This window comes from Paenibacillus sp. Paensp111, from assembly GCF_059492195.1.
In genome coordinates this window covers 1,813,663-1,833,880 of record NZ_CP168527.1, presented here as the reverse complement: position 1 = coordinate 1,833,880, position 20,218 = coordinate 1,813,663, and the positions used below count along the sequence as shown (strand labels likewise).

Below are 20,218 nucleotides of genomic sequence, written 5' to 3'. Positions count from 1 at the left end.
GTAGCCGGGTACAAGGTCAAGCCTGAATTTCTTCCTCAATCCCCAGGGTCCAAAGGACCTGCTGAATCTCCGGATGCTTATGTACGGACTGCAAATTGCTTCTCAAATGGCCTAACATATTCATGGTGTTCATGTGCTTTTCTATTTCTGTCTCTATGCTGCTCATTTTCCTGTCTATCAAAGCTATGAAATCCTCAATGCGAATGCTGTCTTTACCGGCTTTAAGCGCTTTCCTGATTTCTTTGAGTGTAAAGCCGCACTCCTTGGCATTCTTGATAAAAGTCAGGCGGGTAAGAACCTCTTCCGAATATATACGATATCCCGAATCACTTCTGGGAGGTGTGTCAATAAGGCCATAATTTTCATAATACCGAATCGTCTCCATATTCAGCTGGGCCATTCGTGCCACTTGCCCACGCAACAATCCGTTCATTACAAATCCCCTCCTCTTCTCTATTCAAAAAAGAGGCAGCCTCTAAGGCTGCCTTCTTAGTTAGTCATTTCTGAGTGCTGTCTTCGGCCCATCAAATCGGGTTCGCCAAGCTTCATAGCTGTGAACCGCTACACCCGCAAAGGACTTATGCTTGTCCCCCAAATCGACCAGCTTATTCAGCTCCTCATCAAGCTTCGAATCAGACTGGGCATAAAAGGATACCCCTTCGCCCTCCTGGCTTTGTGCAACCTCGACACCAACCCATACTTTTTTGCCCTGTGAGTCGGCCTCAGAAAGCATATGTTCAGAAATATCATAGATTTGGTCCGCTTTATCCCGGTAGGCCATGATGGCTAAATAATCAAGCTTGCTGATCATCCATTCACTCATGGGCTGATTGCCGCTTCCGTTCGGGTTATTTACCCCGTTCAGCCAGAAGGGCACAGCTGCTCCAACTTGTAGACCAGCCTCTTTACCGCTTTGACTCCACGACCTCATATTACCCATCCATTCCTGAAGCACAACCTTCTGACTGGATTTCCATTGTTTTAACAAATAAGGTTCCACATCGAATTGGACGCCCGCGAACTGCTCCTCCGGTTTGGAGCTTGCGTTATAGTCCTTCACCCAGTTCAGGAATTCATCCGCTTCCCCTTTGTGATCATGGAGAGCCCAGCCTGGTCTGCCATTTAAGGCATGCACCTCAATCTCTTCCTTCTTGGCTTTGGAGATAAAGCTGCGGTATTGATCCGCAGCTACCTTCTCTCCCACTTGCAGAAAAATGATCTTAACGCCCTGTTCCTTAGAAAATTTCACAATGTCATCGGCTTGATTGATAATCAAATCCGTGTTCCAAAGCCAGGTGGATTTGGTCTCTGCTGCCGATGGCTGCTTGTTAAGATAAGGAATAAGCACGACCAAACCCATGATGATGACCAAGAGAGCGAAGATATAACCCTTATTCTTCATCATAAATAACTTGATCGTCTGATCCCCCTTCCTATTTCTTGAAACCCTGTACCCGGTTTAGACAATTAGAGCTGGCTCTTCCTTCTCAACTACCTGCTGTACAGAATGACCAATCTTGTACACATTCTCGTAAGCGTAACCCTTGAATGCATTTCTTGTATCCAGAATCGGTACACCCAAGTTTGCAATTTCATTATAATTCAGATCGCTATGATTCGTGATAAGTACGATGCAGTCGTATTTCTTGAGCTGTTCCACGTCATACGCAATGCTGCTAACTGTGTTTCCAGTCTTGTCACGGAAAGTAGTAGCATGCGGATCGTAATAGCTTACATAAGCGCCGCTGTCTTTGAACAGTTCGTAAACTTCAAGTCCCGGGGACTCACGAAGATCGGCGATGTCTGGCTTATAAGCCATACCCAGAATAAGAATGTTTGATTTCTTGACCGATTTAGCATACTCGTTCAGAATCTTGGAAGTCTTGTTCACAACATAGTAAGGCATGTTGTCATTAGTAGACTGGGCAAGCTCGATAAATTGACTGTAGAAACGGAAGCCCTTGGCTTTCCATGATAGGTACATCGGGTCAAGCGGAATGCAGTGACCGCCGATGCCTGGGCCCGGATAGAACGGCATGAAGCCGAAAGGTTTTGTTTTTGCCGCATCAATAACTTCCCAAATGTCGATACCCATACGATCACACATCATTGCCATTTCGTTAATGAAGGCGATGTTGACGCTGCGGAATGTGTTCTCAAGCAGCTTGGACATCTCAGCCACTTTCGGAGAAGAGACAGGGACTACGGTCTGGACGTATTTGCTGTAGAGCGCCTCACCAAGTTTAAGGCAGGCTTCAGTAGTACCGCCGATAACCTTCGGCGTATTGAATGTATTAAAGCGGGTATTCGATGGATCCACACGTTCCGGAGAGAAGCACAGGAAGAAATCTACGCCAGCTGTATAGCCCAGGGCTTCCAGCTCGTGTTGAATGAGCTCTTCTGTAGTTCCCGGATAAGTAGTACTTTCCAGGGTGATCATAATGCCTTTTTTCATATACTTCTTGATTTCGTCCACTACAGTCACAATATAGGAGGTATCTGGATCCTGATTCTCACTGAGCGGCGTCGGCACGCAAATGCTGATCGCGTCGATCTGGCGAATGGTACTGTAGTCTGCAGTCGGCTTGAACCGACCGGAGGCAATCGCTTCTGCCAACGTCTCATTGGAAATGTCGTGAATATAAGATTCTCCACGATATAATTTATCAATCTTGGAGATATCCAGATCAATACCGATGACATGGAATCCCTGCTTAACCATCTCTACGGCGAGCGGTAGACCTACATAACCCAGACCCACCACACCAAGTACGGCATTCTTCGATTCAATAGCACCCAATAAGTCATGGTATTCTTTATTCACAATCTCTCAGCCTCCAATTATCTATTTGTTTTTTTATAGGATTATAAGTTTAAAAAAAACTCTTAATTGAAGCAGCGGCGAATTCTCGCATCCAGCTCTACCGGTGAGAATGGCTTCGTAATATAGTCTTCAACTCCACTTTGGAAGCATTGACTAATCGTCTGCTCTACTTTTTGTTCAGTCAGAACTACAATCTTCGGCGACTTGTTCACATTCAGCTTCTGGATATGATGGATGTACGGCAGCCCGTCAATTCCATACAAATTCAGCTCTGTAAGTACAAGATCCGGCTTCATTTGCTCAATCAGATTAAGAGCCGTGAGTCCGTCGTTGGCCTCATACGTTTCATAACCCTGCATCTGGAAGCGAATCTGCAGAAATTCACGAATGGTCGGATCATTGTCCACAATAAGAATGCTGCTGCGGGCAGCCTTTGCTTCTTCTCTTGTGAAAATATGAATGTCTCCCGACAGGCTGCGTCTTGCAGACTCAGCCATCTGCTTCATGACTGCTTCAGTTGCTTCTCCTTGTTCCGGGAAGCTGGCCAAGGTAATCCGCGGATCCAAATCCGCTTTGATATCCTGAAGCCGCTGCTTTAATAGCAGGCCTTCAAAATGCACAGCATCCAGAGTTTGTCCCGGCAATATTACTGCCAAGGTGTTGTTCTCGTCATCACTCCAAACCTCAAAGGAAAGATCAGGCTGAGCTTCCAGGATCCCGCGGACTTGGGCATCTAAATTAGCAGGACCGTTCTCGGCATGAAGGAATATCACTCCGCATACCTCATGTTTGGCACCTCTCACCCATTCCTCGATGTGCTGGTATAAGTTCTCTTGAATACCCCTTTGGAGCGTGGCCGAATTGGGCATTTCAATTCCCACCTTTCATAGTAGTTTGAATTTTAGTTGATCGTCTGTAAGCATCACTTCCTTCCCGGGGTGGGAAGCATCAGAATCTTTTATGCTGCACTGCTTGGGGCCTCACTTTTTTCTTCTTTCCAGCTCTGCCTTGTCATAGCTCCCCATGAGTTGTTGTTCTGCAGATACTGTATATGTCCCTGAATACGCCAGAGCGTACCCAGTTGGGAATAACCAAAGAATTTAAATGCGCCATAGAATAGCATTTTGAGCAAGTCTGATATTTTGGTGAAGCGTTTGAACGCAAGCTCTTCGAGCAGCAGCGCACCGATACTGAACAAATATCCACTTAGGAAGTTGATCAGTCCGAACACCAGCAGAATCTTCCACTGGGTCATATCCAGAGCTACATAACCAGCTAGAGCTATCAGACCGGTAATTTTGAAATAAGGGTTCAAAGCTTCAAAAATAATGTTGTACGGCATGGTCAAAAGTCCCATAACCTTATATTTCGGATTGAAGGCCATGTCATAGTTCTCGATCATGTTCTTCAAATTACCACGTCCCCAGCGCTTACGCTGGTTAGAAAGAATATGGTAGGTATCCGGCGCTTGAGTCCAGCATACGGCTTCCGGACAGAATGCAATCCGGTATTTCAGCTTGTTCTCCAGCATGTAACGGTGAAGCTTAATGATAATGTTCATATCCTCACCCGGATAACCACCGCGGTAACCCCCTACGGCGATTACATAATCTTTGCGGAATAATCCGAATGCACCGGATACGATAATAAGTCCATTAATCGAGCTCCAGCCAATCCGGCCTCCGAGGAAGGCCTTCAAATATTCAATCGCCTGGAACATCGGCCACATCTTGTTCGGCAGGGAGAAGTCCTTAACCTGACCGTTCTCAATCAAGCAGCCATTGGCAATACGTACGTCTCCCCCGATAGCCACTGTCTCTTCGGGATTCTCCATGTACTGTCTTGCCATCCGGATCAATGCGTCCTTCTCCAGAAGGGAATCGGCATCAATGGAGGAGATAAGCGGATAATGCGACAGATTAATGCCGGCATTCAAGGAATCCGCCTTACCCCCGTTAGGCTTATCAATTACATACAGATGGGGATACTGAGGATTGTAGTACACTCCTGTAATCGCCTGGCAGTCAATGGCGTTTCGCATCTCCGGATTCGGAATTTTCTCAAGACCGAATTCCTTGACCAGGACTCCTAATGTATCGTCTTTGGAACCATCATTGATGACGATGACCTCGTAATTCGGATAATTTAATGTCAACAGACACTTTACGTTCTCGATAACAGTGACTTCTTCATTGTAGGCCGGTACCAGCAGGGATACCGCCGGTACGAGCTCCGATCCGGAGAGCGTATTAAATTTCGAATACGCCGATCTGCGGAATACCGTCATAATGTTTCGGAAAGAGAAGGCCAGCACCGAGAAATACAGTACGTTAACCGTCATTACATAATAAATCGCGAATAATCCATAAATGAGAAGTATATCCCTAAGCAGAGTAATCCCCCCCAACTGCTGCTACTTGACGCACCGGTTTTCTCTCGGCAACACCGAAATACCGGTCATAGAGCAGACGTTTTTTATTGAAGGATACCATTTGATCGACCGCATGATGATCAGTACCTTCACTCATAACCTTCTCAATGTGATATAGAGCTGTCTCCCGCTCTACACCTGAACCTCGAAGTGCCGTTTCGCACAGAATCTCAAACCCGGTCTCCCCAAGTTTAGCCAAGCTTTCTGCGCTGTTATTCCGCACCCACCAGTTCTCATCTCTCATCGCATTTCTGAGAAGAGGAATGCTTCCCGCTGCATGAAGCGAGCCAAGTGACTTGGCAATAGCTGCGCGGACTTCCCAGTTGTTATCCGACATGAGCTGCTTGATCGTCTCATCTTTGAGAACCGGATTAGAGCTGAGGTACAGCTTGACGGCTTCGGCCCGGACGTCCTTTTCTTCCGCTCCAACCAGACGGTCGAGAGCCGGGATAACTTCCGGTACTGCCTGTCCCCACATGGCAACGAGGGCCACTTTTACAAAATCCGCATTACCGTCCTCAAGCAGCTTCAGAAGCAGCTTACTGGAATCAAGATCCGTCTCCAGCAGCACATCGGCTGCCAGATTGTGAATAGGCTTGCCATGTCTCAGCATGAGTTCGAGCATTTCTCTCAATTGCTCCTCCTGCTTCGCACTCTTGGCAATCGCCCGTCCCAGAATGATGGTCAGCGGGCTGTATCCTTGCTTTTTCAGCATTTGAAGCAGGCGAGGAACCGCTTCTGCGGCCCTCATATTACCCAATCGGTAAGCTGCTTCTACCCGGCGCCCAAAGAACAGGCTGTCCAGCTGCTCAAGCTCGTCTTTAACAAATCCAGCCTTTTCGCACAATTCTACGAGTCTGCTCCGAGTCTCGCCCTTGAATTGTTCGATCCATTCTGCAAACTTGTCTTGTATCACTCTTCTCTCCAGAGCCGTCAATTTACCCGGCAGTACTGGAAGATCGCTGTCCTCATGCAAATGGGATTGGATAAACCTGAAATAATCCTGATGCTTAAGCCGGTACTGTTCCGTTTTCTTAAGCGTCGCCAGATATTTGAGCTTCATATAGAATAGGATTGCAATTCCCAGTCCGATCAATCCGAGGCACGCATAGACGAAATAGATAGCCACGGTGACATGTTGAAACATAATGCAATGAGACCTCCTCTGTGAGTTCGTATTTACTGTACTACTTATTCATTTTCGAGTAGACATCCTTCAGGTTGTTGTAACCTGATTTCAGATGTTCTGTATACTCCACAGTCTCCCATGGATTCCACTTATAGATTGGCTGATTTTTGAGATCCAGCTTGCTCTCATTACCACCCGGCCAGGAGACCTGCTTCGTTCCGCGGTCTACAATCCACGGCACGAACGTAATTCCCGCTGTCTTCAAAGTCGAGAACGTGCGTCCCTTCTTGAGTGGGGAGTAGTCAATGACCTGCTGAGAGCTAGGATCCGCAAATCCAAGAAGCATCCAAGGAATACGAAGCTCTACCTGCTTACCGCTGTACTGCCATGAAGTCAGGGAGTCAAACTGTGCACTGCTCCGGTTGGAGGTGCCCCTCTTCAAGATTCCTACCGTCTCATCCTGGAAAGGATGGGCCGTACGTGTATCCGGTGGAGTCATGGTTAAGCTGACCGCCAGCTTCCAAGGCTGGAATGCTACTTTATCCGCAGCTTTCTGCTCAGGAAGCATCCAATACCCATACTTTCCGTACAGTCTTTGGTGGAAGTCATAAGAAGGAGCAACCTTCACCTGAGTCTCATTGTCTTTACCGATGACAATCAGATTCTCAAGCCCATCGCTGAGCGTCTTATTCGGCAGCTCATTCTTAGGCTGATCGCCGCCTGGCTGCGTATCTGTACCCAGATACATCAGAGACTTCTGCGGGTCAAAATTTTTCTCAAGCTCAAGCCCGATGTAGACATAGGCTTCATCATGAGTGACTTTCATTTTAGAGATGCCTGGCGCGGTCTTATCCCACTCTGTGACCTGATCTTTCGGAAGTGAGTTCCAGTCATCCAGCTTGCCGTCAATAATAATCTTGTCCGACTTGCCAGAGCCCATGGCTACGACGCCGAACTCCTTCTCATTCGTCAGCACATTAAGCCAGTAGGAACGACGATCGGCCGGCAGCTCAAAACGCATGGTATTCCATGTTTTCTTGAACCACTCATCCTGCCACATGAACAGGATAGCTCCTGAATACCCTTCATCATAAATATCCTGAGTAAGTGAGGCGTCAATCTCGCCTTGCTCCTTCTCGTTGTGCCCACCTTGGTTGCGTCCTCCCGGACCCAAGTGAGATATACCCACAGATGAAGGAACACCGTATTCAGTAACCATGATCGGAATATCCTTGTAATATGCCTTAAGCTTCCGCAAGTAAGCTTTGTAAGTATTGAATCCACCCTTGCCATCAGGGATGGTCTGCAGTGTCTTATCCAGGTGGAACAGATCAGGATAATAAGGATACACATGGTATGCCGCAAAATAACCAGCTTTCCAATTCACTGGCTTGACGTGTGTGGCATCCACACTAACGAGATCCTCTTGGAATAAAGGTTCTCCCGGATGCTTTAGCACATCTGTTGTTACCCAGTTGGTAAAAGTTACTGGATGCTCCCAGCCGTAGGTTTGCTCTTTGGCTGCTGCATGGTCCAGCATACTGGCCAAGAAGCTCTCAAACGGACTAGCTTTATCCGTCGCGCTGAAGTATTTGCCCTGATAAGGAGCCTGTCCAGCATGAACCTTGTTCGTATTCTCTACCATTTCCGGATCCCATTCAGTTCCGATATGCCACGCCATCAAGTAAGCGCCTGCGTTGGTTGTATACTTGCCTCCAGCAAAGCCAGGATTAACAGGTATGTCCAAATCCCCGTATACGGCACTCACGGCCCGGTCGATATCCTGCTCGAAAGCTTTGGGAATCCCTCCACCGTAAGCATCCTTCGATTCAATCAGCTGCTCTTCCTGAGAATAGACTCCCTGAATGAAATACAGAGGATTCTCTCCCTTATCGCGATTGAACTTGACTAATGACGTATAAAAGACCGGATTATGGATCGTATAGACCCGAATTACATTTGCACCCATATCATGGATTTGCTGGAACCATCTTAGATAGTCCTCTTCTGTTGCCGGGAACTCGCCCGGGAAATGACCCGGTACCGTTGCTCCTAGATTAACACCCTTAACAAAGATTTCCTTCCAGTTCCCTTTCCCGTCGTATCTCATGAACTTGTCTCCCGAAGTTTGGAACTTCATTTCTGTTCCGTCCGAGGTAGCGTAGCTTGTGTGGGATGGAGGAAGATACAAGAATACCAGGGAGGTTACCCCTCCAATTAAAATGATTCCAATCGTAATCCATAAAATTATTCGTTTGCGCGCTAATTTTGACATCGATATAAAATCCCTTCACCTCGCTATTTTTTTGTATGCAGGCGATTATCATAGTATGGCTCTTCACACCTCCACTCCTGTCATCACTCCTTAATGATTAACCAAGTGAACTCCTAATGTAACTAGGCGTATGGGAGCATTTTTTTTCGGGACTTTCATGAAAGTTGCACGACATTACAAAACATTTCTTACAAAAATATTCGAACCCGGTCTAACACAAAAACTCCCAAATTACTATGATTTTTCCTGATGCGACAGACCCTGAGTTCCCTTATCATTACTGGCACAGCCCTGCTTTGGCACGGACTTCTCATGCACGCTCTAGAGTCTCAGGATCATTATATGTATTATTAAACGCTAACGATATATCGAAGTTGTGGTTAAGATTCCACTCTTTTCCAAAGTGGTAACAAAATTGATACCAAAGTCTTAGCGAAAAAAGCTTAAAAATCGCTCTATATCAACGTTTTTCATTTTTTTCCAGTTTCAAAAAAGGGTCAAGTAGACCTATATCGGGTCTTTTGGTAAATTGCTAACTTTTCCCTCCCTCTTACCCCGGGACAAAGTCCTGTTTAGACCTCCTTTTTTCCTAGGATTAGGTTCCCTCTTTTCCTTTTTTCTGTAAAAAAGATCAACAAACCGTTTACCCTCCCCTTCGAGGTGCGATTACGCTTTCTACCTCATTCGATACGATGCTTCTTCATTCGACATTTTCACTCCTGTGTCATATGTGACTGAACTTTCTCATTCAAGCTCAAAAAGTGGGTCAAGAATGTCTTTACGACTACTTTTTTGCCTTAATTTCTTGCTTTTGTGACAAAATCGATAATTTCCGATTTTCCTTTCTAGGCGGGTGATACCCCCCTTTGATTCTGCTAAACAGACAGAAACAGAGGCTACCCGCTAAGGGTAACCTCTGTAGTCCAGATTAGATTCTTATTACCGGTCAAATCCTCTACTTCTTACTTGTATTCTCTGCATTTATTCCAGCATACCACTTTAAAAAGTCTTCTGCGACGGCTGCTCCAGCTAGCCCGTTAGGATGAGGATCCTCTGGGCCGCTCATATATTCAGGCTTAATCAGGTGATCCTGCGGTTCACACTGTGACAGCACACGGGCCATATCATATACATGATCCACACCTGCGGGAGGATGATTCAGAATTTCTATATTTACGGTACGCCAAATCATCTCCCTTTTCTCCGTAAAGTTAAAAGGCGGCAGTGTGCTTAATAGAATCGTCCCTTCAGGTCTATTCTCCCTAAGAGCAGTAACTATGGTATTCAAATCACGCAGAACCTCTTCGGCCGATCTTTTTCCAATATCGATATCGTTAACTCCAAGCACAATCAGCACTTCATCCCCTTGCTTGGCCTTGTGCAGCCAAGGTCCGTCAGAAGCCGCATCGTAAGCCCGGCCCCAGCCTGAGCCGATATTCCACACCCCGTACTCCGGTCCCAAGCCTTCGGCAATTCTAGCTGCCCAATACGCGTAAGCATCCTTCTCTGTGCGTACTCCCTGGGTGATCGAGTCGCCAAGTAGGACAAGCTTCCTTGCGCCTTCCTTCTTGTACCCAATAAAGGAGGGCATGACCAGAAGTTGCTCCGATACCCGCTCAGGCGGGAGTGAGGATTGATCTGCCAAATGTCCTTCGGCATCGTAAGCGGAAGCGAGCATTCCCTCCACATTATATGGAATGGATTTGCCCGGACCGGATGTGGACAGCGTCCAGGTAAATACCAGATCATGGCCCTCGGCAATATCTACGATTGCTTCATCGCTCCAAAATTGCTCGCCTGCCGCTACCTCTTTGGAGCGGCTGCCTCCGAACGTTAGCGGAACAAGTGACCCGGCATCTGCACTGCCGTCTCTCTCCCGTCCTCCGTCTCCCAGAAAGGCCGACTCAATTCTCCATGGTCCACCGGCTTCGCCTCCTACCGCATCCTGCCCCATATCCCAAGTGGAGTCCACCGAGTTGCTGTGCCATATCCGAATATGCAGCCGTCCCGTCTCCCTTGGACGCAGATAGGTCCGGTATGTATGCGTAAAGCGTACGGATTCATTCATAATAAAGTTGGCTGCGCTCGAAAGTAATGTAACCGCTACATAATCCTGATCCCAAAATTCCCCTTGCCGCTGATTTTGTCCTGACATCGTTCTCCTCCTCTGTGTTTATTTGCATTATACGAGGAGCTCGATGTCATTACTAATATTATCAAACCCATATGTTACACAATTCTGAGGCTTTATTTATAATGGCCTCCAATTTTTCGTGATCTTTCAAGCGCCTGCCCCGATGAAGTCAGAGATGCGGCTCTTACAATAGCTGCGCTTCCGTACTTGTCCTTGATGAAATCGGTAGCCTTGTTCAAAGCCTGGGATTTGGCCAGATCGTCGAACAGCGTTAGTTGGTATTCTTCATCATTGGCCAGCTGGCTGAGTGTGACTCCGATCTGACGCACGGGCATCCGGTCCCAATGCCGATAGAACAACGCCTTGGCTGCATGAAATACCGTGTTCGTATCATTCGTCGGGTCCGGGATCTTCATCTGACGCGAGAAACCCGCGCGGGTCTCATAAGGACTGCACATACAGCCTACAGATACAACCTGCCCCATGTACCCTTTGCGGCGGCAGTCTCTGCAGACCTCCTCCGTAATTTCGAGGAGTACTGTATTAATCTGTTCTTCATCCGTGTAATCCTGGGGAAGAGTCATCATATGACCGACAGACTTGGGCGGCGTATTGAACGTAGCCGGTGTCACGGGAGAATCGTCCATGCCGTTCGCTGTTCTCCACATCACCTCAGCTTGAATGTCGCTTTGCTTGCCGAACCTGGCGCGGAACTTCTCCTTGAGCCGGGGCAGCGGCGTTCTGGCGACATCACCAATCGTATACATCCCGAGGTTTAAAAAGTGATTCCGCATGCGGGATCCCACCCCGAACATTTTATCCACGGGCTTCTCCCAAAGGGTTTCGGCCAGCTTGGAAGGGTCCAGAATGTAGATGCCTTCCTTGTTCTTCTTCGCCCAAATATCTGTCGCCGCCTTGGCAAGCATCTTATTGGAGCTGATTCCAAATCGCACCCAGACTCCTGTCTCGTTAAGCACCTTCTGCTGGATCGTCCGCGCAATCGTGTAAGGATCACCAAAAATCTTGAGACTCCCCGTCACATCCAGAAACTGCTCATCAATGGAGAAGATCTCAACCAGGTCGGTATACTGCTCATAAATTTTTGTGATCTTAAGAGAAATGTCGATATACATCTGCATGCGAGGCTTAACCACAACTACTTCCGGACATTTACTAAGCGCCTCTCCCAGCCGCTCCGCTGTAGTTATTCCGTAGCTCTTGGCAAGGGGGCAGGCGGCCAGAATGATTCCCGACCTCCGGGCCGGGTCTCCTGCAACCACAAGAGGAAGATCCTTGTAAGCAGGATGATCGGCTTTCTCCACACTGGCGTAAAAGGATTGACAATCTCCAAGCATAATAACCCGCTCGGCTGCCTTCACTTGAACACCACCTCTTCCAGATAAAAGGTTACCCGTCTGTCGATCTCCGCCCGGGCAAAGCTCCACAGCATAGAGAATTCATATTGGTAGCCTCGGCACAAATATCTTGCTTCAAGCCCAGTCCTAGTACGATGCTGCTCATATACCTTGATTCCATGCTGACGCATTTTTTGCCTAATCTGACCCAGCTCCCGGGTAATCCGGGACTGCAATCCGCGAAGCACAGCCCCATAAAGCTCAGGCAGCTTGAAGGGACTCGAACCTGATAAGACCAATCTCAAGTCCATCTCCATTAAATCGAGAATCAGCGGCAGTAAAAGAAATTCCTTCACCCATCCCGCCTCTTCCTCAGTCCGGTAAGGAACCTGCTTCATGACACATTCCTTCTTCGCGCTGAGACCGGATTTACGCTGGCCCTATCATAAATCTTATTAAGGATAATCTCATTCTTGAATCCGAGTACCCTCATCCTACTCACCCACTATCAGAACATTTGTTCTTATTATATTCATAATACGAACAAATATTCGCTTTGACAACAGGTTATTACTGGGGAATCCACCTCGAATAGGCTGGAATGGATTAGACTTATTGTTCTGTCAAAATAATCGGTCCATCTGCTGTAATCGCCACCGTATGTTCATACTGGGCAGACAGCTTCCCATCGGCCGTCCGGGCTGTCCAGCCATCAGAATCAATGCTGATGCGGTGCGTGCCTTCATTAATCATCGGCTCAATCGTAAATACCATACCCTCCGTGAGCCGTATTCCTTTTCCGGGAACGCCCACATGCTCAATTGGAGGCTCCTCATGCAGGGAACGCCCGATTCCGTGACCGAGAAGATCCCGGACAACAGAGAATCCGTTCTTCTCGGCATGTGTTTGGATGGCAGAATTCACGTCACCCATACGATTCCCCGGCACCGCCTGACGAATGCCAAGGTACAGGGCTTCACGGGTGATCTGCATTAACTTCTTCGCTTTCTCGCTGACCTGTCCCACTTCATAACACCAAGCCGAGTCGCCGAACCAGCCATCGTACTCCACCACAATGTCGATCTTGGCAATATCGCCTTCTTTTAGCGGGGTAGGACCAGGGAATCCATGAGCGATGACATCATTAACCGAAGCACAGGTCTCCGCAGGAAATCCGTTATATCCTTTGGTGAACTGCTTCCCCCCCAGCTTGATAATATGTTTAGCTACAAAATCATTGATCTCCAAAGTAGTGATCCCGGGCGCGATCAGCTTTGCAATTTCGCGGTGGCAGTCGGCCACAATTTCACTGGCCCTTCTCATAGCTTCGATTTCTTGTCTGGATTTCAGAATAATCACAGTTAGCTGGCCCCTCTCATCTCTATAATCTGTCTTATAAGGCCTCTTATTCCCTTACAACAGATAAAGCAAGCCCGGTCATTATCTACCGGGCCCCCAAGATTGATTTACTTATAAGAATTTTGCTCCGTTTTTTGGAACTTTTCATTGTCTGTTTTGAGCATTTCTTTCCGTCTGTCATTTTTCTGCTGCTGGAACTGCTGGGCTTGCTGACTCGTTACCGGTGTGGCTTCCAGATCCTTGACCGTATTGATCAAGTTTTTGTCAGGATGAATTGAACTTGAGCTCATACTGAAGTCTCCTTCCTTTACAGCAATTAGTGTAGGTAGTTCATGCTTTATTGTCCCGGATCAAGGTTTAGACTATTCGTTATTTGGTGATAAGCTGCATCCGAGTATCCTAACCTGCTTTCCCATAATTCCATAACAAAACAAGCTAACTCCGGCAGGACCGGAAGTTAGCTTGAAGTGTTGGAGCTTTGCAATCTACCTGAACATTCCCCACAGCTTAATCAAGTGAAATGTATTTTTCGGGTCAATTTTCTGAGTGATTACGAACTGAACCATCTGCTGCTCCTGAACTGCGGACAGCCTCTCATTCAGGATCACCGCAGCGGATTTCACCAGCCTGTGTACTTTGGCCGGATCCTGCAAATCTCCCCTGGTAAGGTTCTCCGTTAGCTGCTTCACCCGATCCTTGACGGCCTTGTTCTTCATCTTGAGCTTAACCCGATCCACTAGCTGCGGACTGATTCCGAACTGCTGATAATTCAAGCGGCTTCTCACCTCCCGTCCGTCACTGTTCTAATATATGACGGCAGGAGAGTATATAGTGCACAAAAATGGAATGCCGAAGGTACATTCACAAGAAAGATCAGCCATCAAAAAGGGTCGCTGCTCTCCCGGATTTAATTGATTAATTATTTAAGATGGAAATCTAGCCACAAAAGCGAAGCTTAAAGTTTCTCGGAAACCATTTCGCACTTTTAACCAATAGATAATTCCCAAGTTCAGGCTTACACAATCACTAATCGATCAGCTCGCCCTGCAGGATCTGCTCCCGCTGCAAATAATGCCGCAGCGGGCTGTACACGGGCGAAGTCCAGAACGCCTCTTCGCCCACCAGCGAGGCGGCATCCTCCCTCGCCGCCTCTAGTACTGCGAAATCGCTGACCATGTCCGCGATTCGGAACTCCGGCACGCCGCTCTGCTTCGTGCCGAAGAAGTCCCCGGGACCGCGAAGCTCCAGGTCCCGCCGGGCCACTTCGAAGCCGTCGTCCGTCTCGGTCATGACCTTCATCCGCTCCTGACCCACCTCCGACTTCGGATCTGCGATGAGCACGCAGTAAGATGCGTGCTCCCCCCGGCCAACCCGTCCGCGAAGCTGGTGAAGCTGGGACAAGCCGAACCGGTCGGCGTCCATAATAATCATCAGCGTCGCATTGGGAACGTCTACACCGACCTCGACTACGGTCGTCGAGACGAGGAGCTGCACCTCGTTCGCGTAGAACTCGCGCATCACTTCTTCCTTCTCGGCCGCCGTCATCCGGCCGTGCAGCAGTCCCACCTTGAAGTCTGGAAAGGCCTGCGACATCGACACATAGAGGTCGATGGCATTTTGCACATCCAGCTTCTCGGATTCCTCAATCAGCGGGCAGATCAGGTAAGCCTGGCGCCCCTGCCCGATCTCGCGCGAGATGAATCCAAGCACCCGATCCATCTTGTCATGCTTGACCCAATAGGAAGAAATAGGTTTTCTTCCTTTAGGCCGCTCGGACAGTGTGGACACATCCATATCGCCAAATGCCGTAATGGCCAGCGTCCGCGGAATCGGCGTAGCCGTCATCGTCAGAACATCCGGATTAAAGCCCTTGCGCCGCAGAATGCTGCGCTGATTCACACCAAATCGATGCTGCTCATCGGTTACGACAAGACTTAAGCTGCGGAAATACACTTCCTCCTGAATCAAGGCATGGGTGCCCACCACCACATCGATCAGTCCCATCTGCAAGGCGGCGAGCAGGTCCTTGCGCCGCCGGCCCGTCACACTTCCCGTAAGAAGACCTACAGTTATACCGAACGGCTCGAACAGCTTGGTGAGCGATCTCACATGCTGCTCGGCCAGAATTTCCGTCGGCACCATGAAGGCGCCTTGACAGCCGGACTTCACAGCAGCGTAGAGAGCAATCGCTGCAATCACGGTCTTGCCCGAGCCAACGTCTCCCTGCAGCAGGCGATTCATACAGAAGGGAGAGCGCATGTCCTTCAAAATCTCCAGCTCCACTTTCTTCTGCGCATCCGTCAGCTCAAATGGAAGACTTCGCACGAACTCTCTGATCGTGGCATTGTCTGCCGTGTGCTGAACGCCATCCAACCGTTCGTGATTCATGGCCCGGTAAGCTTGAAGCTTCAGCTGGAAGAGGAAGAGCTCTTCATACACCATCCGCTTGCGGGCCTCCTGTCCTTCGGCACTATCCTGGGGCTGATGAATGCGAAGAATCGCATGCTTACGCGGCATTAACTCATACTTGCGGATAAGATCCTCCGGCAGAATCTCCGGGATCATCTCCCCGAACTGGACCAGTGCTTGTCCTACCGTCTTGCGCATCCAGGCTTGGGTGATGTTACCGCCGACAGAATAGACCGGCTGCAAGCTCCCGCTGCGAATCACGCCCTTATCCGGGAACTCCGATTCCGAGACCGTCATTTGCGCACGGCGCTGGTCCCATTTGCCTGTCAGCGTAATTTCCCGCCCGGGGGTTAGCTGATCCTTCAGGAAATGCCGATTGAACCAGGTCGCCGTGAACATCCAATCGTCCGCCATTACTTTACAGGTCAGCCTGGACTTTTTGCCATACCGCTGAAGTACCGGAAGTCCCATGATCTTGCCCTGTACCGTTACCTTCTCCCCATCCTTCACTTCACTTAACGAACGAAGCCGGTAATCCTCATAACGAAACGGATAATACTCAAGTAAATCTTGTACCGTAAAGACGCCAAAGGCGTGAAGCTCCCCCTCTTTGAGAGCACTCACGCCGCTGACCTGCTTCACGGATATCGTACTGATATCCATATTCAATCCCTCACTTTATGCCGGCCAGACGAATACCGCTACAATCCCGGGACCCACATGGGTTCCTACCACTGCGCCAATATCCGTTCGCACCACTTCATGCAGCGTGAAATGCTGTGACATTTCCTGCACGATATCTTCGGCCGTCTCCGGGTTAACCCCGTCACAGACTGCGATATTCAGATCCTTATGCTCACCAAAATCCTTCCGGAACAGCTCCACGATACGCGATACCGCCTTCTTGCGCCCCCGAGCCTTATCTACCGGATATATTACGCCTTCCTCATCCACGGAGAGGATCGGCTTTACATTCAGGACAGTACCTATAATAGCCGCACCCCTGCGAATGCGCCCGCCTTTCTGCAGATACTCCAGCGTATCCACAAGGAAATACAATCGGCGAACCTGACGGAGCCGCTCCACCTCATCTACAATCTCTTGAACCGAAGCTCCATTGGCTGCAAGCCTTGCAGCCGCAACCACCTGAAGCCCGAATCCATACGAGGCACAGCGGGAGTCAATAATCGTGATATCCGCCGCAGCGCCCTCTTCTTCCATCATAGATTTAGCCAAAAGTGCGGATTGATAAGTGCCGCTCATCCCAGAAGATATATGAATAGAAATAATAGAAGCACCCGGGTGCTGATCCAGCAGACTTTGATAGACATTTACGTACTGGGCAGGAGACGTCTGAGATGTTGTAGGGAGCTCCGATGACTTCGTTAACTTGTCATAGAATTCGGCTGGCGTAATGTCAACCCCTTCTATGAAGGATTGTTCCTTGAAGTTCACCGTCATCGGGATGACATGAATGCCGTACTCTGAAACCGTCTTTTGCGGAATATCCGCCGTACTGTCGGTAACAATAATAATATGATTCATTTCAGAAATACCCTCCATCCCCGTACTCTGAACGTTCTCCTCACATACAAATCAGGATTCAACAGAGAATAAATAATAATAGATCGGCTGACCGCCCTCGTGGATTTCCACCTCAGCATCAGGATAATTCTCCTTCAGCCAGCTCAACAGCAGCAGGGTATCATCCTTACTTGCTTCTTCACCAGTCAGGATGGTCAAAATCTCATCCCCGCTTACAAGCATCTTTTGAAGCAGTGACTGACAAGTCTGCAGTAGACCTTCTTCCGTAGATACGATTTTGGAATCTTCAATACCTATATAATGACCTGCTGTAATCTCCAAATCATCAAAATGAGTATCACGCACCGCATAAGTCACCTGGCCGGTCTTCACATGGCCGACCGCAGCTAGCATGCTGTCTGTGTTAATCTGCACGCTCTCTTCCTCCTGGAAGGCGAACGCCGCAGCGATTCCTTGAGGAATACTCTTGCTTGGTATAACGGTAACGCTACGCTCACCTTCGAGCAGATCACGGGCCTGCTGCGCGGCGAGAACGATATTAGAGTTATTCGGGAGCACGAATACATGCTGGGCAGAGATCGAGTTAATCGCATTGACGAAGTCCTCAGTGCTTGGATTCATCGTCTGTCCTCCGGACAGCACAGCATCTACCCCAAGGCTTGTAAAAATATCTGCGATTCCCTGGCCTGAAGCCACCGCGATAAATCCGTATGGAGCCACTTCGTCAGCCGGTTGGACAGCCGGTTCAGCTACCCAAGCCTTCTCGGCCGGAATCTCGGCAAAAACCTCCGGAGCCGGAGCAATATCCATGCCTGCTGATAACAGATCACGATGCTGCTCTCTCATATTGAGGATATGAATTTGCGTGATCTCGCCATAACGCAGGGCCAAATTCAGAACTTCACCAGGCGCCTTGGAATGGACGTGAACTTTAATGACTTCATCGTCTGCAATGACAATGATGGAGTCTCCACTCACAGCCAAGGCCTTACGGAACTGATTCTCGTCAAACATAGCCCCCTTGGCATCTCCAAGCTGGCGGTTAATGAAGAATTCCATGTCATATAAGAACTCAATATCTTCTGTCTCCAGTCGCGACTGCGCAGATCCCTGCGCTTCAGGAGCAGCCTTGAAGACCGCATGACTTTCTGTACGAGCCTCAGAACCGGATGCTTGTCCGCGAGCTTCCACGATAGGCGCCGCAGCTTGAATGTTATTGGACAGATAATCAAAGAATCCTTGGTAAATGTATACAAGACCCTGTCCACCCGAATCCACTACGCCTACCTGTTTCAGTACAGGCAGCTGTTCAGGTGTATGGGCAAGAGCTTCTTTGGCCTTGGCCAAAACTTCAGTCATCAGCTCCAGCATATCCGTCGTACGGCGCGCGTAATGAACAGCATGCTTGGCGGCTTCCTTAGCCACCGTAAGAATCGTTCCTTCAACCGGCTTAACCACAGCTTTATAAGCTGTATCTACGCCGCTTTGCAGAGCTGAGGCGAATTGAATGGTATTCAATTCTTCATAAGATGCCGAATAACGGCTGAATCCCCGGAATAACTGGGACAGGATAACTCCGGAATTGCCGCGAGCCCCCATCAGAAGTCCCTTGGACAACACCGCTGCCCGGCTGCCAACACCACCAGTGCCGCCACTGCGGGTTAACTCCGCCACGCCAGCAGTCATGGTAAGATTCATATTTGTACCGGTATCCCCATCCGGAACCGGGAACACATTAAGGGAATTCACGTGTTCCGCATGCTGCTGAAGCTGAGCAGCTCCGGCCAATACCATAGCTGAAAAATCTGTTCCATTTAGAGAACGCTTACTCAATGAGAAATCCCCTTCCTAGCTTGATACACGTACGCCCTGGACTACAATATTCACTTCATCAACTTGAAGTCCTACTATATCGTTCAATACGTATTTAACTCTTTGTTGGATGTTATGGGCCACCTCGGATATCTTGATCCCATAAATGACTATAATATATAGATTGATTACGATTCTATTGTTATCAGGTTTCACTTCTACTCCGCGGGTAAGATTCTCCCGTCCAAGCAGTTCTGCAATACCGTCTTTAAATTGCTTTCGGCTTGCCATCCCCACGAGTCCATAACATTCCATGGCGGCTGATCCGGCAATTACCGCTACCGCTTCATCCGAGATATCAATTTGTCCATATTCGGTATTCAGTTCAATAGCCACTATCCTTCACTCCCCCCTTAAAAATATTATGGACTATTCAACATTGTACTATAAGAAGAAGGAGAAATAAATAAAAGAAGACCGTGGTCCCTCAAATAAAGTTAGCTAATTGGTTGACGAAGCTTTTTTTGCTGTGATATGATATTCGAGTATTGTTTTATGCAGGTGTATTGGAACAAGGAGGTGTAATTTCGTGTCACGTAAATGTTATGTAACAGGCAAAAAGCCTAGCACAGGTAACCATGTATCCCACGCTAACAACCGTAACCGCCGTACTTGGGGCGTTAACGTCCAAAAGGTCCGCATTCTGGTAAACGGTAAACCAAAACGCGTTTATGTCAGCACTCGCGCTTTGAAATCCGGTAAAGTTACCCGTGTGTAATCTTCAACCAGGCATATAGACAAAAAGCACCTTTTTCATAAGAGGTGCTTTTTTAATGTCTTTTTTAGTTCTTATGAAATGTATTCAGAACGGCCTTCACAAAACCTCCCAAAAATTTAGGCAACTTAAATGTGTAAAACTTCATTATTCACCCTCCCCATACTTCC

The 20,218-nt window shown here is 48.4% G+C and carries 19 protein-coding genes; 1 reads left to right on the top strand and 18 read right to left on the bottom strand.

All coding sequences use genetic code 11. The features are described from left to right. Positions 1 to 16: 16 nt before the first annotated feature. The 17 genes from ACEN86_RS08370 to ACEN86_RS08290 all read right to left on the bottom strand — a co-directional run bounded on the left by ACEN86_RS08370 (position 17) and on the right by ACEN86_RS08290 (position 19,669). Positions 17 to 433 (bottom strand): MerR family transcriptional regulator, encoded by a 417-nt coding sequence (locus ACEN86_RS08370; RefSeq protein WP_495633828.1) that lies wholly within the window; start codon positions 431 to 433, stop codon positions 17 to 19. A gap of 60 nt (positions 434 to 493) precedes the next feature. Then, positions 494 to 1,405, bottom strand: coding sequence for a hypothetical protein (locus ACEN86_RS08365; RefSeq protein WP_495633827.1), 912 nt, complete (start codon positions 1,403 to 1,405; stop codon positions 494 to 496). A gap of 54 nt (positions 1,406 to 1,459) precedes the next feature. Then, complete coding sequence (locus tag ACEN86_RS08360; protein ID WP_495633826.1) at positions 1,460 to 2,824, bottom strand: nucleotide sugar dehydrogenase; 1,365 nt, start codon at positions 2,822 to 2,824, stop codon at positions 1,460 to 1,462. Between the two features lie 62 nt (positions 2,825 to 2,886). Further along, positions 2,887 to 3,693, bottom strand: coding sequence for a response regulator (locus ACEN86_RS08355; RefSeq protein ID WP_495633825.1), 807 nt, complete (start codon positions 3,691 to 3,693; stop codon positions 2,887 to 2,889). An 89-nt stretch (positions 3,694 to 3,782) separates the two neighbouring features. After that, the gene (locus tag ACEN86_RS08350) at positions 3,783 to 5,165 is read right to left on the bottom strand and encodes a glycosyltransferase family 2 protein (protein ID WP_495633824.1); all 1,383 of its coding nucleotides are present in this window, start codon (positions 5,163 to 5,165) and stop codon (positions 3,783 to 3,785) included. A gap of 43 nt (positions 5,166 to 5,208) precedes the next feature. Further along, positions 5,209 to 6,402, bottom strand: coding sequence for a HEAT repeat domain-containing protein (locus ACEN86_RS08345; RefSeq protein ID WP_495633823.1), 1,194 nt, complete (start codon positions 6,400 to 6,402; stop codon positions 5,209 to 5,211). A 40-nt stretch (positions 6,403 to 6,442) separates the two neighbouring features. Further along, a complete protein-coding gene (locus ACEN86_RS08340) occupies positions 6,443 to 8,659 on the bottom strand; it encodes a hypothetical protein (RefSeq protein WP_495633822.1) in 2,217 nt (738 codons plus the stop codon). 955 nt (positions 8,660 to 9,614) lie between these two features. Continuing rightward, positions 9,615 to 10,814 (bottom strand): SGNH/GDSL hydrolase family protein, encoded by a 1,200-nt coding sequence (locus ACEN86_RS08335; RefSeq protein ID WP_495633821.1) that lies wholly within the window; start codon positions 10,812 to 10,814, stop codon positions 9,615 to 9,617. 92 nt (positions 10,815 to 10,906) lie between these two features. Continuing rightward, positions 10,907 to 12,148: a DNA polymerase IV gene (locus tag ACEN86_RS08330; protein ID WP_495634252.1), complete on the bottom strand. Its 1,242-nt coding sequence runs from the start codon at positions 12,146 to 12,148 to the stop codon at positions 10,907 to 10,909. Positions 12,149 to 12,168: 20 nt separating this feature from the next. Further along, complete coding sequence (locus ACEN86_RS08325) at positions 12,169 to 12,546, bottom strand: YhjD family protein (RefSeq protein WP_495633820.1); 378 nt, start codon at positions 12,544 to 12,546, stop codon at positions 12,169 to 12,171. A 214-nt stretch (positions 12,547 to 12,760) separates the two neighbouring features. Beyond that, entirely contained in the window at positions 12,761 to 13,507 is a 747-nt protein-coding gene (gene map, locus ACEN86_RS08320) for a type I methionyl aminopeptidase (RefSeq protein ID WP_495633819.1), read from the bottom strand. Positions 13,508 to 13,614: 107 nt separating this feature from the next. Next, positions 13,615 to 13,797, bottom strand: a complete 183-nt coding sequence (locus ACEN86_RS08315) for a hypothetical protein (protein ID WP_495633818.1) — start codon at positions 13,795 to 13,797, stop codon at positions 13,615 to 13,617. Positions 13,798 to 13,992: 195 nt separating this feature from the next. Further along, entirely contained in the window at positions 13,993 to 14,280 is a 288-nt protein-coding gene (locus tag ACEN86_RS08310) for a stage VI sporulation protein F (RefSeq protein ID WP_495633817.1), read from the bottom strand. A 253-nt stretch (positions 14,281 to 14,533) separates the two neighbouring features. Continuing rightward, entirely contained in the window at positions 14,534 to 16,579 is a 2,046-nt protein-coding gene (gene recG, locus ACEN86_RS08305) for an ATP-dependent DNA helicase RecG (RefSeq protein WP_495633816.1), read from the bottom strand. Between the two features lie 15 nt (positions 16,580 to 16,594). Further along, on the bottom strand, positions 16,595 to 17,461 hold the full coding sequence (locus tag ACEN86_RS08300; RefSeq protein WP_495633815.1) for a DegV family protein: 867 nt from the start codon (positions 17,459 to 17,461) through the stop codon (positions 16,595 to 16,597). 51 nt (positions 17,462 to 17,512) lie between these two features. After that, positions 17,513 to 19,294: a DAK2 domain-containing protein gene (locus ACEN86_RS08295; protein ID WP_495633814.1), complete on the bottom strand. Its 1,782-nt coding sequence runs from the start codon at positions 19,292 to 19,294 to the stop codon at positions 17,513 to 17,515. Between the two features lie 15 nt (positions 19,295 to 19,309). Continuing rightward, positions 19,310 to 19,669, bottom strand: a complete 360-nt coding sequence (locus tag ACEN86_RS08290; RefSeq protein ID WP_127197937.1) for an Asp23/Gls24 family envelope stress response protein — start codon at positions 19,667 to 19,669, stop codon at positions 19,310 to 19,312. A 193-nt stretch (positions 19,670 to 19,862) separates the two neighbouring features. On the opposite strand from ACEN86_RS08290, the gene rpmB reads away from it, so the two are divergent. Further along, a complete protein-coding gene (rpmB, locus tag ACEN86_RS08285) occupies positions 19,863 to 20,051 on the top strand; it encodes a 50S ribosomal protein L28 (protein ID WP_082926854.1) in 189 nt (62 codons plus the stop codon). A gap of 64 nt (positions 20,052 to 20,115) precedes the next feature. Here the strand turns inward: rpmB and spoVM are convergent, their stop codons facing one another. Continuing rightward, entirely contained in the window at positions 20,116 to 20,196 is an 81-nt protein-coding gene (spoVM, locus tag ACEN86_RS08280) for a stage V sporulation protein SpoVM (RefSeq protein WP_036621610.1), read from the bottom strand. Between the last annotated feature and the right edge of the window lie 22 nt (positions 20,197 to 20,218).

Bases quoted from the DNA above. Each gene is read 5' to 3' on its own strand.
- ACEN86_RS08370 (WP_495633828.1), bottom strand. From the start codon at position 433: ATGAACGGATTGTTGCGTGGGCAAGTGGCACGAATGGCCCAGCTGAAT.
- ACEN86_RS08365 (WP_495633827.1), bottom strand. From the start codon at position 1,405: ATGATGAAGAATAAGGGTTATATCTTCGCTCTCTTGGTCATCATCATG.
- ACEN86_RS08355 (WP_495633825.1), bottom strand. From the start codon at position 3,693: ATGCCCAATTCGGCCACGCTCCAAAGGGGTATTCAAGAGAACTTATAC.
- ACEN86_RS08350 (WP_495633824.1), bottom strand. From the start codon at position 5,165: ATGACGGTTAACGTACTGTATTTCTCGGTGCTGGCCTTCTCTTTCCGA.
- ACEN86_RS08345 (WP_495633823.1), bottom strand. From the start codon at position 6,402: ATGTTTCAACATGTCACCGTGGCTATCTATTTCGTCTATGCGTGCCTC.
- ACEN86_RS08340 (WP_495633822.1), bottom strand. From the start codon at position 8,659: ATGTCAAAATTAGCGCGCAAACGAATAATTTTATGGATTACGATTGGA.
- ACEN86_RS08335 (WP_495633821.1), bottom strand. From the start codon at position 10,814: ATGTCAGGACAAAATCAGCGGCAAGGGGAATTTTGGGATCAGGATTAT.
- ACEN86_RS08330 (WP_495634252.1), bottom strand. From the start codon at position 12,148: ATGCTTGGAGATTGTCAATCCTTTTACGCCAGTGTGGAGAAAGCCGAT.
- ACEN86_RS08325 (WP_495633820.1), bottom strand. From the start codon at position 12,546: ATGAAGCAGGTTCCTTACCGGACTGAGGAAGAGGCGGGATGGGTGAAG.
- ACEN86_RS08315 (WP_495633818.1), bottom strand. From the start codon at position 13,797: ATGAGCTCAAGTTCAATTCATCCTGACAAAAACTTGATCAATACGGTC.
- recG (WP_495633816.1), bottom strand. From the start codon at position 16,579: ATGGATATCAGTACGATATCCGTGAAGCAGGTCAGCGGCGTGAGTGCT.
- ACEN86_RS08300 (WP_495633815.1), bottom strand. From the start codon at position 17,461: ATGAATCATATTATTATTGTTACCGACAGTACGGCGGATATTCCGCAA.
- spoVM (WP_036621610.1), bottom strand. From the start codon at position 20,196: ATGAAGTTTTACACATTTAAGTTGCCTAAATTTTTGGGAGGTTTTGTG.